The organism is Pseudoalteromonas sp. S1612 (assembly GCF_005887175.1).
Lineage (GTDB): Bacteria > Pseudomonadota > Gammaproteobacteria > Enterobacterales > Alteromonadaceae > Pseudoalteromonas > Pseudoalteromonas undina.
Genome location: NZ_PNDH01000009.1, coordinates 1 through 16014 on the forward strand (window position 1 = coordinate 1; position 16014 = coordinate 16014).

At 42.1% G+C, this 16014-nt stretch carries 9 protein-coding genes and 2 pseudogenes; 4 read left to right on the top strand and 7 right to left on the bottom strand.

Annotated features, from left to right (window positions below; genetic code table 11):
- The first annotated feature begins 108 nt into the window (after window positions 1–108).
- Together CWB78_RS03970 and CWB78_RS03975 are read left to right on the top strand one after the other, a co-directional pair.
- A complete protein-coding gene (locus CWB78_RS03970; protein ID WP_055011498.1) occupies window positions 109–2502 on the top strand; it encodes a TonB-dependent receptor in 2394 nt (797 codons plus the stop codon).
- 116 nt (window positions 2503–2618) lie between these two features.
- Window positions 2619–3569 carry a carbohydrate kinase family protein gene (locus CWB78_RS03975; protein WP_075170007.1) on the top strand — a complete coding sequence of 317 codons (951 nt, stop codon included), beginning with the start codon at window positions 2619–2621 and terminating at the stop codon, window positions 3567–3569.
- 43 nt (window positions 3570–3612) lie between these two features.
- Here the strand turns inward: CWB78_RS03975 and CWB78_RS03980 are convergent, their stop codons facing one another.
- The 3 genes and pseudogenes from CWB78_RS03980 to CWB78_RS03990 all read right to left on the bottom strand — a co-directional run.
- The gene (locus CWB78_RS03980; RefSeq protein ID WP_138594305.1) at window positions 3613–4008 is read right to left on the bottom strand and encodes a SpoIIAA family protein; all 396 of its coding nucleotides are present in this window, start codon (window positions 4006–4008) and stop codon (window positions 3613–3615) included.
- Window positions 4009–4111: 103 nt separating this feature from the next.
- A complete protein-coding gene (locus tag CWB78_RS03985; protein ID WP_075170009.1) occupies window positions 4112–4807 on the bottom strand; it encodes a cupin domain-containing protein in 696 nt (231 codons plus the stop codon).
- Between the two features lie 48 nt (window positions 4808–4855).
- Window positions 4856–5005, bottom strand: a pseudogene (locus CWB78_RS03990) (thioredoxin domain-containing protein); the annotation flags it as partial.
- A gap of 174 nt (window positions 5006–5179) precedes the next feature.
- Here CWB78_RS03990 and CWB78_RS03995 point away from each other — a divergent pair.
- Window positions 5180–5698 carry a TetR/AcrR family transcriptional regulator gene (locus CWB78_RS03995; RefSeq protein WP_010389306.1) on the top strand — a complete coding sequence of 173 codons (519 nt, stop codon included), beginning with the start codon at window positions 5180–5182 and terminating at the stop codon, window positions 5696–5698.
- A 130-nt stretch (window positions 5699–5828) separates the two neighbouring features.
- Here the strand turns inward: CWB78_RS03995 and CWB78_RS04000 are convergent, their stop codons facing one another.
- Window positions 5829–7292 carry a carbon starvation CstA family protein gene (locus tag CWB78_RS04000; RefSeq protein WP_138594307.1) on the bottom strand — a complete coding sequence of 488 codons (1464 nt, stop codon included), beginning with the start codon at window positions 7290–7292 and terminating at the stop codon, window positions 5829–5831.
- A 350-nt stretch (window positions 7293–7642) separates the two neighbouring features.
- On the opposite strand from CWB78_RS04000, the gene CWB78_RS04005 reads away from it, so the two are divergent.
- A complete protein-coding gene (locus CWB78_RS04005) occupies window positions 7643–8125 on the top strand; it encodes a putative 4-hydroxy-4-methyl-2-oxoglutarate aldolase (RefSeq protein ID WP_075170010.1) in 483 nt (160 codons plus the stop codon).
- 92 nt (window positions 8126–8217) lie between these two features.
- On the opposite strand, the pseudogene CWB78_RS04010 reads toward CWB78_RS04005, so the two are convergent.
- The 3 genes and pseudogenes from CWB78_RS04010 to CWB78_RS04020 all read right to left on the bottom strand — a co-directional run bounded on the left by CWB78_RS04010 (window position 8218) and on the right by CWB78_RS04020 (window position 15767).
- Window positions 8218–10848, bottom strand: a pseudogene (locus CWB78_RS04010) (glycosyl hydrolase family 18 protein).
- A 65-nt stretch (window positions 10849–10913) separates the two neighbouring features.
- Window positions 10914–12527, bottom strand: a complete 1614-nt coding sequence (locus tag CWB78_RS04015) for a lytic polysaccharide monooxygenase (protein ID WP_075170012.1) — start codon at window positions 12525–12527, stop codon at window positions 10914–10916.
- Between the two features lie 66 nt (window positions 12528–12593).
- Entirely contained in the window at window positions 12594–15767 is a 3174-nt protein-coding gene (locus tag CWB78_RS04020) for a glycosyl hydrolase family 18 protein (RefSeq protein ID WP_138594309.1), read from the bottom strand.
- Window positions 15768–16014: the final 247 nt, after the last annotated feature.

The following is a 16014-nucleotide window of genomic DNA, read 5'->3' on the forward strand; positions in this document are numbered from 1 at the left end:
GCAAATAATTAACAAAATAATTTGCTTATTGTAAAAACTTTGTTATTTTTACTTAATCGATTAAGTAAAAATAACAACTTTCCTTCGGGTTTAAAACGAGGCGTTCACATGACAACACACAACACACCTTTATATTTGATCAGTGCTTTAGCGCTCGCCGTTAGCCAAGGCGTTAATGCACAACAACAAGAGCAAAATACACAAGCGCAAGCCAACAAAGGACTAGAAACAATTGTTGTTACCGGTGTACCCCGCCGCACAACGATAATGGCGTCAAGTTCTTCTGTGAGCAGTGTGTCGCTTGAGCAAGTTGAGGTGTCTACGCCTCGCTCTACCGCTGAGGCATTTAGAATTATTCCCGGGGTTCGTTCAGAATCAACCGGCGGTGAAGGTAACGCCAACATTGCAGTACGTGGTTTACCGGTTGCCTCTGGTGGTGCTAAATTTTTACAGCTCCAAGAGGATGGCTTGCCTGTTTTACAATATGGCGACATTGCATTTGGTAATGCTGATATTTTTATGCGCTTAGATAACACAGTGCAAACCATTGAATCTATTCGTGGTGGTTCAGCCTCTACCGCAGCAAGTAATGCACCGGGTGGCATAATTAATTTCATTTCAAAAAATGGCGAAAACGAATCGGGCAGCGTATCAACTACACTTGGCCTAGATTACGATACTATTCGAACTGACTTTGAATATGGCACCTATTTAAATGACACTGTACGCTTTCATGTTGGTGGTTTTGTACGTCAAGGTGAAGGCCCACGTGAAACAGGTTACACATCAAATAAAGGCGGGCAAATTAAAGCCAACCTGACCAAAGATTTTGAAAATGGATACGTGCGTCTTTACTACAAACATTTAGATGATAAAAGTGTTGGCTACTTACCTATGCCAATGTATGCAAATGGTGACTCAATTCCTGGGTTTGACGCACAATCAGATACCCCGCATTCGGCATTATTTACTAAAACAGTGCGCTTAAACGGCGAAAATCAAATAAGCAACGGCGATATTCGCGATGGTATGAATCCGCAAGTTGACTCAATTGGTTTTGAGGCTGTATTTGATTTAGACAACGATTGGCGTATTGAAAACCGTTTTCGTAAATCATCTGTAAGCGGTAATTTTAATTCATTGATCCCAGCTGAAGTTGGCGATGCATCAGCTATAGCGCAAAGTATTGGTGGTGTGGGTGCAACGCTTAGTAATGCGACCACAGGTGCTGCATTTAACGATGATTTAGCCATGCGTATTCATACGTTTGACGTAACCATGAACGACTTTGACTCAATTGTTAACGACTTCAAACTGACTAAATCGCTAAGCGATGATACTAGCGTTACTTTTGGCTATTATGCGTCAACCCAAAATATTGCTATGTCGTGGTTATGGAATTCCTACCTAATGGAGCTCAAAGGTGATAACGCTGCGCTATTAAATGTAACAGCCGCCGATGGGACTGAATTCTCTGAAAATGGCTTATACGCTTATGGCACGCCTTTTTGGGGTAACTGTTGCCAACGTGATTACGACACAGAATACGACACTCGTGCACCCTATGTTGCATTTTCAACTAAGGTGGGTGACGTAAGTATTGATGCTAGTGCCCGTTATGACAGCGGTGAAGCACGTGGTAACTATGCAGGCGCGGTTACCTCAACCGTTGATATGAATCGCGACGGTGTGATTTCTGTTCCTGAACAAAATGTAGCAGGTATTGACCTTGCAAATGCCAGCCCTGTTAATTACGACTGGGATTACGCATCATATTCAATTGGTGCCAATTACCAAATTGACTCAAGCCTTGCAACGTTTGCACGATTGAGTAAAGGCGGTCGCGCCAATGCTGACAGACTTTTATTTGGTAAAGTTCGCGCCGATGGCTCAGTAGCCGATGAAGATGCCGTTGATGAAGTAAACCAGTATGAGTTTGGTATTAAAAAGCGCTTTGATTCACTGTCAGTTTTTGCCACGGCATTTTATGCACAAACTGAAGAGCAAAACTTTGAAGCGACATCACAAACCTTTTTTGACCGCGAATATGAAGCAAAAGGGATTGAGGTTGAATCAACCTACTTTATTGATGCATGGGATTTTCGTGGTAATTTAACGTGGACAGACGCTGAAATTGCAAAAGATGCACTTACCCCTGAAGTGGTTGGTAATACGCCTCGTCGCCAAGCTGATTTAATTTACTCATTAATGGCACGTTACACTTATGAAAAAGGCTCTGCAGGCCTAAGCTTTATCGGTACTACCGATGCCTATGCTCAAGATAATAACGATCTTAAGTTTGATGGTTACACTCAAGTAAATGGCTTTGTAAGCTACGATTTATCAGAAAATCTTAATATTGCGTTAAACGTAAATAACCTATTCGATACGGTAGGTATTACTGAAGCAGAAGAAGGCTCAATACCTGATAACAACATTATACGCGCACGTGCTATTAATGGCCGTACGACGTCATTGACGTTTAAATACGCGTTTAACTAACCAATTTTAGTGTAACAATTGCTGAAGCTATGTTTGTTCAGCGATTGTTACACTAGTTTTAATAATTCTCCCTTGAATTTTGACCTAGCCATGCTAGGTTTTTTAGGATTTACACTATGACCAAATTACTTAGCCTTGGTGAACTGCTTATTGATATGCTGCCTCAAGACTCTCAAAACAGTGCTTATTTGCCCATTCCAGGAGGTGCTCCAGCTAATGTGGCAGTAGGTTACGCAAAGCTCGGCGGCAAAGCTGCGTTTTGTGGCGGTATGGGAGATGACTATTTTGCTAAACAATTAACTAATGCGCTTGAGCAATATAACGTAGATACTGAGTATTTATTTACCATAGAAGGCGCGCAAACAGCTATGGTTATTGTCAGCCTAGATGAAAGCGGCGAACGCAGCTTTAACTTTTATCGTCATCAAACAGCCGATTTACTGTTAACGAATGAGCATTTAAAGCGTATTAATTGGGATAAATTGAGTACCCTACACTTTTGTTCAAACACCTTAACCAATACAGCTATAGCAAAAACTACTGTGTGTGCTTTAAAGCAGGCTAAAAACAACCAAAAAATCGTTAGCTTTGATGTAAATTTACGCTACAGTTTATGGCAAAATAGCAATGACATTGAGCAAAACGTGCATGCATGCTACGCGTATTGCGATATTGTTAAGCTCTCACGTGATGAGTTAAATTTTTTAGCAACGCAACGCCAACAATCAGCTGATGACTACTTACAATCACTGCTTGAATTAGGCGTCAAGCTGGTGTTTTTAACCGATGGTCCAGCACCAGCGACTGTTTACCATAACGCTTTTACCCTGAGTGAAGCAGCTCCAACAATTACCGCTGTAGATACCACCAGCGCCGGTGATGCTTTTATTGCTGGCGTACTGTACTACTTAAACCACAGCGATAATGCAGTGCCACTTACTGATAAGCTAAATGATGAGTCAATAGTAAAAAAAGCGCTTCACTTTGGTCTTCGCTGTGGCTCAAAAGCATGCTTAGCTAAAGGCGCTTTTCCTGCGCTTCCCACGCAACAAACACTGTCAAAATAAACTAAGGTACTTACAAAAAAAGGCCACTGTTGGCCTTTTTTTACTAAGCGTCTAAATTACTGGTTTTTAGCCATTCTAAAGCGGCAGTAGCATTTTCAAAGTATTGTATTTCACCCGACACAAACCAACTGCCTAACTTAGCTATGGTAGATTGCCACTCTTTATTGCCGTAAATCGCTATTTTTTTAAACTCTTTGTTGTGCTTTAAGCCAAGTTTTAAATCGTCCCAAGCAGCACGAAGCTCCCAACCATCTAACTCGGTGCCATCTATTAATACATTAACAATAGGATGTTTAACTTCGCCTAACGCTGAATCGATCATCGGGGTGATCACTTCATAGTCTTTGTGAGTTAAGGTACCAATTGCCTTAAGTGTTAAGAAAAACTCATTGCCTGAGCGCTCAATACCAATCGACAAACCATGTGTTAAATTAACCATAACTCAACCCTTGAATGAAAAGAGCTTAAATTATAGGCAATAGTTAAAAGCTTTTACTTGAAGCAGATCAAAAAAGTCACTTAATGCAGATTTATTTTTTGAGCTAATTATATTTTTTTAACCGATTAACTTGGTTTTTTACATCGTTTAAATAGCCGGTTTTTATCCATACTCTTGCGCCATTGTTACCCGCTGTGGCGTTTATTTGGCTATTAACAGGAACTCTAAGCCAGCTATGTTTTTCAAGTTTGTCGTTATGCTCTTGTAAAGTGCCATCCAAAACCAACAACTCAGCGCCACCACTCACCGTGAGCGCTAAAGATTGATTAGCGTTAAACTGTACAATACTCACTGTTTCATACGTATCTTGATATAACAAAATGACATTTAGGTCATTAAATTCGGGGTTTTTCTGCCCTTGCATCTGCTGTGTGTGAATGCGCACGTGCTGGCGATCTTCTGGCTGAAACTGCCACAGTTTTACAAATATAATACAACCGTCTTTTGAGCCAGGAGTATGCTTTGATTGTGGAGGATTACGAATATAGGTACCTTGTGGAAAGTCACCATGCTCATCTTGAAATACCCCATCAAGTACTAAAAACTCTTCACCGCCGGTATGTGTATGTGGGCTAAAGTGGCTGTTTGGCGCATAACGTACAATGCTAGTGGCACGAGCAACTTCGTCGCCCACTCTGTCAAGTGGACGTCTATCAACACCCGGCATGGGCGAAGCTATCCACTCAAGTGACTCACTATGCACCACCACACGTTGACTAAAATCGGCAGCAATTTTCATATTTGACTCCAAATTATTAATTTATAACTAAACGCCAATACTTGGCTAAGGGTTTTTTGCCAAAAATGCCTCACTGCAGTGCTCCCCATTTAATAAATCGACAGCAACAAACTCTTCTTTATCAGTCGGCTTTTTTTCAGCAAGTGCAATACGAGCCTGCAATGGGTTTGGGTGATTTTCTACGTCATAAATTTTCATAATGCTCTCTTATATTTTTCACGACAACTTAGGTTTATATTGGCAAACAAAAACTACCTACTGATAGGTAATTTATAGCAAGCGCTAAATGTTTGCAAACTAAAAACAAAAGAGCTTGAAAATAACTACCTACTGGTTGATAATTTTTTCAGATAACAGCAAGGAAATATCAAAATGAGTAAAAAAGCAGCCCTGCTACAAGCCGCAGAAAATAAAGTGCGACTGGGTGGTTATAGCAACTTTAGCTTTAGAGAACTTGCTACTGAGATTGGTATAAAAAGTGCCAGTGTGCATTATCACTTTCCAACGAAAGCTGATTTAGGCGCTGAACTCGCGCATCAATACACCGATGCCTTTATTGCAGTACTTGGCGATCCGAATGTACATAAAGCAAACGGTAAAAATCCCATCGATATTTACACTCAGTTATTTAGAAATGCGCTCGTGATAGACAAAAAGATGTGTTTATGTGGCTTACTCGGTGCAGAAAGCGACAGCCTACCCGATAAAGTGCGGGTTGAAGTTCAGCGGTTTTTTAATAAGAACTTAGCCTGGTTAACTCAAGCACATCAAATAAATGGAGAGCTTAATCCTGCTCGGGCGGCAATACAAACAGTCAGCTTATTAGAAGGGGCAATGATTATTAGTAAAACCCTAGATGATATTAGCTACTTCGAACAAGCGACTTTTTAGCGGTAGATAGTCAACATAAGTGGTTGGTCATCAGAAAGTTGATAAATCTATTAACTAAATTACTACTTGTTCAAGCATAAAAAAGCGAGCTTAAATAAAGCTCGCTTTTTGCATTAATAACTATGTAGTTTTAAGCTGGACGCACTTTATGTTTTGAATGCACAAAAGCCAATACAATAAAGCCTACAACAGCAACCGCTACACCAATTGGTTTACCTAAATCACTTGATAAGTTTAATCCTATTGCCGCAGTCATTATGTATGACAAGGTCACAGCTGAAGCAATTACAGCAGGTATACTAGCAATCCAGTGGAATGTACCACGGTCAAATAAATACTTAGTAGCAAGCCATAAAACACTGGTAGAAAGCAGCATATTTGAAAACGCGAAGTAGCGCCAAATAACTGAGAAGTCGAGCTTAGTCATAAAGTAAGCAATGGTTAAAATTGGCAATGCTAACAACAAACGATTACGTAAACTTTGCGGAATACTAAACGCATCCACCATTGTTAGGCGCAGTGAGCGGAACGCCGTATCACCTGAGGTGATAGGGAAAACAGCAACAGCAATAATAGCCATAATACCACCAAATACACCTAAGTAGCTGTTTGCAATATGGTTAACCACTAAGCCTGGACCGCCTAAATCAAGCATCGATTTTAAACCCGCATAACCTTCTGGGAAGGCAGCAATACCAGCAAGCGCCCAAACACAACCTACAATACCTTCGCACATCATCGCGCCATAATAAACCGGGCGTACATATTTTTCGTTAGTTAAACAACGGGCAATAATAGGTGCTTGAGTTGAGTGAAAACCACTAATAGCACCACAAGTAATGGTGATAAATAGCAACGGCCAAGTAGGCAGTCCATCAGGATTTGGGGCTAAAAAGTCGTGGGCATGATCGGCTTCAAAATACGCTAAAAAGTCGCCAGCTACTGGTAAATGGGGTGCGTTGATTAACAGTGAGACTGCAATAGCAACTGTCATTACAATCATTAACAAGCCAAAAATAGGGTAAAACTTAGTGATGATTTTATCGATTGGTAATAACGTGGCTAAAAAGTAGTAAGCTAAAATAGCGAGAACCCAAAATGTATTACTAGCAAAAATGGTGCCTTCAAATGCATCTAAGTTACTCAATAATCCTGCAGGGCTCATAATAAACACTACACCAACAAAGAATAACAACATAGCAGTAAATATAAGCATAAAGCCTTTAAATACTACGTTGTAATAATGGCCTGCAATTTCAGGTAAACTTTTACCGTCTTCTTTAATACTCATTACGCCAGAGAAAAAGTCGTGTACAGCTCCACCTAAAACGTTACCAAGTACAATCCAAACCAGCGCTACTGGGCCATACAAAGCGCCAAGTATGGGACCAAATATGGGGCCTACTCCTGCAATATTCAAAAACTGAATTAAAAATGCACGAACAGGGTGAATAGCAACATAGTCAACACCTTCGCTAAAACGCTTCTGTGGTGTGTCTACTGTCGAGTCCATACCCGCTTGTTTTTCAACAAACAGGCTATAAAACTTATAGCCTAATATTAAAATAGTCAGGCAAATAAAAAAGATGATCATAAAGCACGCTTCTCTTTTTGTATGTGTGTATAGGGCACAGTATTGCAGCCCAAAATTTAAAATAACAATTGAACGTAGCATATGAAAAACCACGCAACAATGAGACGTTTGGCTAATGCGCTTACAAAATGAAATTTATTCGAAAAAATAAAACTAAGTAAAAGCTTAAGTTACTCATAAAAACAGCATTAAAAAACGTTAAAAGTACTTATATTGCGACTAAAATCTATACGCCAATTTGCAATAATAGCTACACCTGAGTGATTAATTAGCCTACGATAAACATTATTACTACTTTAAATTTACTGCCTTTGTTCTACATGGCTATGCAAAAAACAAGGATGCCCTTAATGACACCGTTTACTACGCCCGATTTATACGATGAACATCACGACCATGTACAAGTCGCTGACAGTGGCTTGCAGCACTTTGGTAATAAAACTCACTTTTATGGTCAAGTAATGACCGTCACCTGCCCTGACGATAATTCGTTTGCTGGTAAAATACTGCATGAAAACGGTGAGGGAAAAGTATTGGTTGTTGATGGTTTTGCCAGTAAACGTTTTGCCTTTATTGGCGATATGATTGCAGAGCGCGCACTAAAAAATGGCTGGCAGGGCATAATTATTAATGGTTGCTGTCGCGATATTGAAATTCTTGCCACACTTGATTTACCTGTAATGGCGCTAGGCGCAACCCCGCGCTGTACCACTAAGCGCGGCTTAGGCGCTAAAGATCACCCGGTTAATATGTTAAACACTACAATTAATACCGGTGATTGGGTATATGCTGATGTAAACGGCTTAATAATTAGCTCTAAAGCGTTGTTTTAACCCCTCGTAATAGTCGTTAACAAAAAAAAGCAGCTCGAAAGCTGCTTTTTTAATTTATATGGTTTTTTAAAACCCAAATTCTCAGGTTAAAATTAGAGTGCTAACCATACATCGGTTGAACCAGGTTCGTTCCCTTGAGTCCACCATTTAGCTTGGTACTTATTACCTTGATAAGAAACTTCATCACCACTGTTATAAATAGCCGTTGGCTGCCAAACTGCGACACCCGTACCATCTGTAGGTTGTGTTGTTGCTTCTCATGCACCACCTAAATCAGGACGCTCGCCTTGAGTCCACCACTTTGCTTTATATTCAACGCCGTTATAAGTAACGACATCACCACCAACGTATGCAACACTCGCATCCCAGCTTCCTGTAGGTGGATTTGTAGTATCAACGTTTATAACTGTTACGCTAAAGCTTTGCGTTGTGGTTAATGCGCCATCACTGACTGTAACAGACACTGTGAAGTCTGTATCGGTATCTACAGCGCCAGCCTCAATAGTTACATTTGCATCACTGCCCACTAATGTTAAGCCTGCTGGTACTGTCCACGTATACGAAAGGGCGTCGTTTTGAGCATCATTAGCCACTACAGCTACACTTGCTGATGCGCCCTCTTCAACGCTGATATTAGCGATAGCATCAACGCTCGGTGCTGTGTTTTCGCCTCCTGATGTTGGCGCAATAACATTAACAACAACATCACGATTAACAGTTGCTTGACCATCTGATACCGCAACAGTTGCCACATACTGTGTATCTGCAGTCACTGTTGGCGCTGTAATGACTAATGATGCACTATTTTGTCCAGATACCACCAATGCGCTATCAGCATTCCAGCTAAAGCTAAGTGGATCGTTATCTGCATCAGTTGCAGAAGCTGTTACTGTAATACTCTCGCCTGAATTAACAGACACTGATGAAGAGACTGAAACAACTGGCTTTTTATTTGTTGGCGGAGCAACTACTCCTCCTAAACCATCATGCATAGCATTAAGAATATCACCATTATCCGCATCTATTTCCCATGCAAATAAACCACCTAAATTATACTGATTAACATACGCACCCTTGGCCAGTACTGACTTACGGCTATCATAAGTAATTAGTTTACCGGTTGAACGATTCCATACATAAGCGGCTTGTGCTTGCTCATCATAACCCACTTCAAAACCATTAATACCGGTGCCCGCAGCACCAATCATATTGGCTTTAACGCCCTTGTAATCAATAACCCCATCTTCCCATACGCCTTGTGCCGTAGAGCCTTTTAACGGGCCATTACCAGGGGCGGTCATTGGGTTACCATCAATCGCTGCATTTTGCGGGTAGACACCTTCCCAACCACGACCATACATAGCTGTGCCCACGACGATTTTTTTCGATGGTACATTTTGCGCAAGTAACAGCTGCACTGCATTATCGGTGGTATAAGCAGGGCCTTTACGAGGTTCGCCATTTTCATCAAGCCCGGTACCATTACATTGACCAACACTCATATGTTCGCCACAGTAAAGTGCTGTTTGGTGTCCGGTTACGTTACTCCATGCACCATAAAAGTCATAGGTCATGGCAAAAATGTAATCCATATACTGGCTAGCGGCTTGGTAGTCTACATCTTCAATTTTATCGTAACCTGCACCAATGGCTGAGGTTAACTCGTAAGTACGACCTGTTTCTGCTTCTAGTTTATCAAGCATAGCGCGTAGCTCTTGCATTAGCGCCACATAGGCTGGGCCATCGTTGATTGGATCGCCAATGTCTGGGTTGGGGCCGTCACCACCTGGGAATTCCCAGTCAATATCTACACCATCGTAGAATTTCCATGTTCTTAAAAACTCTTCCATTGAGGCAACAAAGGTGTCGCGGTTAGCTTTATTGGTAAAGCCACCGAATGGGTCTGATAACGTCCAACCACCTACAGATGGTAAAATTTTAATATCTGGGTAACGCTGTTTAAGCGCCATTAGCTGAGAGTAAGTACCACGGATAGGGTCTTTTGCATCAACCCCTGGCAGTGCTTTTTGTACTGCGGCCCAAGGGTCGTGAATAACCACTTCGTAATCTGCAGAGCCGGCACAAGCGGTTTCAAGTGCACGTTTAGGACCACCCGATAACGATGCGTTTTCACCACAAATTGGAATAAAGCCATACAAAATATGACTCAGATTTTGTGCTGGCATATTGGTTACATCATAATCACGGCCATAAATTCCCCACTCAACAAAGTAAGCGCCTGTAACTAAACCTTGTTTGATACCAATGTCGCGGTTATTTGGATCTACATCCATCGGCAATGGCGCTAAGTGGCCACCGTCAGTATCGGCAATTACAATAGGTTTGCCTGCACTACGCGCACAGGTCGTGCCACCTTCACATAGCTCAACATACATTGTATGGCGGCCTGCTTTATCATAAGGGAATGAAATAGTGCCACTTTTAGAACCAGCAGCAAGCGTGCCCTCATTGACTAGGATGTCATCAAAGTACACTTTGTAGCTATCGCCACCATCACCACTCCATGCACTCCACTGAATGTTGATATTAACTTGTTCAACACGGGTAACTAGCTGCTTATAAGAGCCGTTTCCCTCAAGATCTACCTCAACAAACGAATATTGCTGTGGTTCCCAATTAATGCTTGGTGTAGAAGGCGCAGCAGATGCTGTATTTGCAAATAAAGCAACACCGATGGCTGCGCTTAGTTGTTTAATATTCATAGGTCTCTCTTATCCATTATTTATGTAATTATTTAATAAGTTTGAACTGCAAAACTTAGGCTTTATTAAAGTTTGGTCCATACATTGGCGTGCCCTGGCGTATCGCCCTGAGTCCACCATTTAGCGCGATAGCGCTGTCCTTGATGCGTTACTTCTGCGCCGGCTTGGTAAGCTTTGCTGGTATTCCAAGTGGCTGCTGTGTCAGCTTTCGAGGCTGATTCCCATGCCGCTGAGGTATCAGGTTGTTGGCCTTTGTTCCACCATTTAGCGGTATAAATCACGTTAGCAAAACGGGCTTTATCGTTTGCTTGATAGATCTGAATGCTGTCCCATTCAGGTACTGTTGGATCAACAGGGTCAACCGGATCGACCACCGGTACATCGTTAACCGTGACACTAAAACTGGTTTGGGTACTTAATTGACCATCCGATACAGATACTGCAATGGTGTAATCGGTGTTTGCTGATACCTCTGCTGTGGTTAAATTGATGTTGGCACCAGAGCCTGTAAAGCTTAGCGGTGTAGGCACTGTCCAGCTGTAAGTTAGCTCACTTTGCTCATCATCAAAGGCATGCAGATGAATTGCTGTTGTGGTGTTTTCATCAACGACTAGGTTATCTGGGGTATGTACAATGGGAGCGGTGTTTGTTGGCGCACCTTGTACACTCAAGGCATAGGTATAATTTGCATTGCTGCTGTACACTTGGTTTATCAGTACGTCGGTTGCATCAAACGTAATGTCGCCCGCTTGGTTTTGCACACCAATTTGCACTAAATGCGCGTAATCAAGGTTAAGTTGTTCAGCCAATGCTTGTTGCCAATTTGCTTGATTGTCGGCATTGATTTTAAGCTGTTGGTTGATCACCTCTTGGCCTGTTTCGTCAAATAACCGCGCCCATACGGTGTCGCCTGCAATGGCGTTTTGCCCTTGGCGAACAAAATAACCGACGCTAGTCCACGAATTTGGTTCAGTCGGGCCTGCGTCATTTACTATGTTGATGTCGCTACAGTTATAAAAACCTTCACCGACCACATCATTACGTTGCCAGCGGCTATATAAAATGGCCTCGCCGCTGCGGTCTTGTGGAATTGCAACATTCATTTCGTAGTAGCGTTTACCATCGGGGTCTTTAACGACCTCAATGTTGTCGTGCTCTTGCACTAGCTGTAAGTCTTGCCAAGTTAGTACGTCAGTTGCGCTATTGAAGCTTGGCTTGGTAATGTAAAACTGCCAAAAGCTTGGGTTGTGCGGGGTTGATGCAAGGTAACGTATTTGAATATCACCATTGGCATTGGGCACTACATCACTGCGCTGCCAATGTGGTGATGGTAAATCCATACCCCGTTTGGCTGTATCGCCACCAGCACATAAAGTGCCGTTTGGTACACTGGCCTCAACTGCGGTTTGATTTAAATAGTCAGGAGTATTAACCGAAAATTCAATCGCTTGTACAAACTGCACCGTGCCCGATTCTAAATATGCGGCTCGACACGCAAGGTTAGGAATATTTGTGCCGTCTTCAGGCCACCAGTATCCGCCATCAACTTGACAAATTGCTTGGCGCGCTTTAGGGCTATCCATATAACCATGTGCTTGCACTTGCGGTGCTAGTGTACTGAGTAGTAAACCACTGGTAATTGCAGATAGCGTAATCGTGTTAAATTTAATTGATGCCATTATTTTATCCTTTATTAGACTCAATACATGGGGCAAGCTCAGGCCTACCCCTCATTGTTTTGTAAATTACAGGCTACAACTTAAGGTCCAATCTGATGTTGCACCCGGCTCAGAGGTTGTCCACCACTTGGCTTTATAAACTGCGTTGTTATGCACCATTAGATCGCCGCCAGCAGCATGACTTGGGTTGCCCGCCCAGTCTGTTTGAGGGAAGTTTGGATAAACAGGAATCGTGGCTATATCAACTCCTTCACACGTACCTACAGGGTCACCGCCACCGTTATCTGGATTGCCCGTGCCATCACCCGGTGTTGCATCTGGTAGCATTGGGTATTCAGCTTTGAATGCATAAGTTTTTCCATCTTTTTCAATGGTAAAGTTGCTAGGCCCAGTGATTGGCATGTAGTACATCACTTGTGCATTCACAGTTGCACCAGCGCTAAAGTCTTTTGGCTGACCACCCCACTCATTGTTTAATGTGATTGAGAAACGATGGAACTCGTTCTCAAAACCGCCAATATTATTACCCGCTGCGTTCGATCCATTTACTTCTACAGCCATGCCCAGTTTTTCTTGTGCATTCCAGTTAGATTTAAAAATAGCGGAAGTTGATACCGGCACATCAAATGAAATTTTTGCACCACTTAAATCAAGACTTGAGTTATTAGTAAATGCAAACGTTGGGCTGATTGGGTAATTATCATCACCAATTGGGAAGTCTTTTGCTGTAAATGTGATATCTACGGCTTCAGCAGGCACTGTGAAGTTTGGATTTCCGCCATGTACATCATATGCAACACCGCTTTGATTAAACTTATCGTATGCTAATGAGGTTAATGTAGAACCCATGAAGTACTCGCCTTTGGCTGAGTCATAGTCAAAGTCACCTGCCAGCTCCCAGAACATGATACCGCCAAGACCATTGTTGATAACGTAATCAACTTTTGTTGCCATCGACTCTTCATCTTCTATCGAGAGGAATACTTTTTTATCTGCGTTCCATAACCAAGGTGCAACGGCAACGCTGTCATAGTGACGAGTATAAGTACCCGTTAAGCGGTCATCAGCGTCTGTATCAGGTGTTAAGCCATACACGCCTAAATACGAGCCAACAATACCGTTTTCAAGGTTTTTAACATGCCATAATGGGTTTGAACCAGCTGGCATTTCTTGGCCTGCATCGTTCTTATCATGCCAAAGGTTATCAATACCTAACGCACCATTACCGCATTTGTTTTTCTCACCTACGCCGGTACCTTTAGCGCAATCAGCTTGATTTGGTAGCGCCGCTTGGCCCCATAAACCGTTTGTTCCGCCTGATACATCCTTAAAACCACGGGTGTAATAAGGTAAACCAATATTGATTCGACCCGCTGACATCGCACCACGGAAGTAACGCACTGCCCAATCAGTATTTAAATACCCAATGCCTTCAAACTCTTTGGTGCCGTATACATTCCATTGCGCAAGCTCTGAGTCTAACCCAGTATCAAATAATGCCGCGTTGTGACCTACGTGTGAGTTCCATGCGCCATGTAAGTCATAAGACATGATATTTACATAATCGAGGTATTGAACCGCTTGGAAGGTTTCCATACCGCGCAGTAAATAACCTGAAGAAGGCGATGCAATCGTGAGTAAATAATGCTTACCCGCAGCTTCACCTGCACGGTCTAGCTCTTCACGTACTTTTTTCATTAGTACTTGGTATGAGGCATTTAAACCACCACGACGTGCATTAGAAATTGGGAAGTCATCAGGGTGGCCTGAGTCATTCATTGATGATGGGTATTCGTAATCAATATCAACACCATCAAAGCCATATTTTTCAATAAACTCAACTGCACTTTGTGCAAATGCATTGATACCTGCATGGTTAACTGAACCATCAGCATTGGTGGTCATGGTGTAAAAACCACCGCTTGCAACACGGCCTGTTTCATCAAAGTAACCGCCGGTTTCAGCCCAACCACCTACAGATATGAGTGTTTTTACATCTGGGTGTTGTTTTTTGTATTTGTTTAACAGGTTAAAGTGACCTTTGTAGTTAAACTCTGGGTCCATTTCAGCGCCAACTACGCCCGGCCATTCCATATTAGTAGCAGGATTATTTACTGAAGTAGGATCGCCAATAGATACTTTGTTGTTTGCATCAACATGGGCAAATGCATAGTTGATGTGGGTGATTTTATCCCACGGAATATCGTTCACTAAATAACTGGGTTGACCATTAGCGCCATTACGCCAGCTAGTAAAGTATCCAATTACACGGCGTGGATGATCTGGGCCCATAATCTCACGGCCATCAGCGTCATAAATCGTACAGTAAGGCGTGTTTACACCGGGAGTTTGATATAAACCTTGGGGACGACAGTCAGTGCCCGTAACTGGGCCGGTATTTTCATCAACAACCGTTAATACTTTTGTTACTTGCGCTGTTGCACCGTCGTTATCTGTCACCGTTAGGGTGAAAGTTGCCTGACCAAGTGCCGTTGCTTGCCATGCAAAACTGCTCGCTGGTGAGCTTGATTGATGAACATCCACCCCGTTTGCTGCAAAGCTCAGAGCCGTTACTTGGCCATCACTATCAGTTCCAGAAAGTGCAAACACCACCTGCGAACCAACAACCAGTTGATCCGGTAGCGTACTAAATGAAATAGCGGCAACTGGTGCTTGATTAACAGGGTCAACAATCACTGAATCACTAACGTTCAGCGTATTAACAACTTCTGCAGAGTTCGCGCCTTTATCGTCTGTTGCTACCGCACTAATTTGATGTTCGCCCGTGATAGCTTGCCAGTTAACACTGAACGGCGCAGTGTTATCAACCGCAATGGAAGTACCGTCTATAAAAAACTCCACACTTGCAACAGAGCCATCTGAATCAGTTGCTTGCGCCAAAATGACAACGCTGTCTTTATCGCTAAATAAAGAACCATTTTCAGGTGTAAACTCGGTAATTATAGGTGATTGATTATCGTTGACAGCGCTGTCACATGCATCCAAAAGTAACCAGTCTTGATATTGACCTGCATTCTCCAAAGGATTGGCTTGTGTCCACCACTTGGCTTCATAGGCATTATTTTGTGCCTTAACTTGGCTTCCTGCTGTATGAGTTTGCCCTAACTCCCATGCCGTTAATGTACTGCAATCAGTTGATGCGTATACATTTAAACTAAATGCACTTAGAGATAAGGCACTTAATCTGAAGGCATTTTTTATTATTTTCCGTGAGCTCATTTGCTCCTCCGCTTAGTGTGTTAAGAAATGCTATTGTCAGTTTCCATTTATGAAACTAGCATGAACAAAGTAAATATCAAGTAAATAAAGTGTAATTAATGAACAAAAAAAGTATTAATTAACTAATTAATAATATAAGACTAGTTATTTATACGTATAAGAATCCATTCATATACTAAGTTCAAATAAATGACACTTATCAATCGAGCATAAAAAAGCCCAGAAAACTGGGCTTGGTTTACATTAG

What these genes read in the sequence shown, in the direction of transcription:
- CWB78_RS04000 (WP_138594307.1), bottom strand. Translation starts at nt 7,292, where the DNA reads ATGATCATCTTTTTTATTTGCCTGACTATTTTAATATTAGGCTATAAG.
- CWB78_RS03980 (WP_138594305.1), bottom strand. Translation starts at nt 4,008, where the DNA reads ATGGTTAATTTAACACATGGTTTGTCGATTGGTATTGAGCGCTCAGGC.
- CWB78_RS03985 (WP_075170009.1), bottom strand. Translation starts at nt 4,807, where the DNA reads ATGAAAATTGCTGCCGATTTTAGTCAACGTGTGGTGGTGCATAGTGAG.
- CWB78_RS04005 (WP_075170010.1), top strand. Translation starts at nt 7,643, where the DNA reads ATGACACCGTTTACTACGCCCGATTTATACGATGAACATCACGACCAT.
- CWB78_RS03975 (WP_075170007.1), top strand. Translation starts at nt 2,619, where the DNA reads ATGACCAAATTACTTAGCCTTGGTGAACTGCTTATTGATATGCTGCCT.
- CWB78_RS03970 (WP_055011498.1), top strand. Translation starts at nt 109, where the DNA reads ATGACAACACACAACACACCTTTATATTTGATCAGTGCTTTAGCGCTC.
- CWB78_RS04015 (WP_075170012.1), bottom strand. Translation starts at nt 12,527, where the DNA reads ATGGCATCAATTAAATTTAACACGATTACGCTATCTGCAATTACCAGT.
- CWB78_RS04020 (WP_138594309.1), bottom strand. Translation starts at nt 15,767, where the DNA reads ATGAGCTCACGGAAAATAATAAAAAATGCCTTCAGATTAAGTGCCTTA.
- CWB78_RS03995 (WP_010389306.1), top strand. Translation starts at nt 5,180, where the DNA reads ATGAGTAAAAAAGCAGCCCTGCTACAAGCCGCAGAAAATAAAGTGCGA.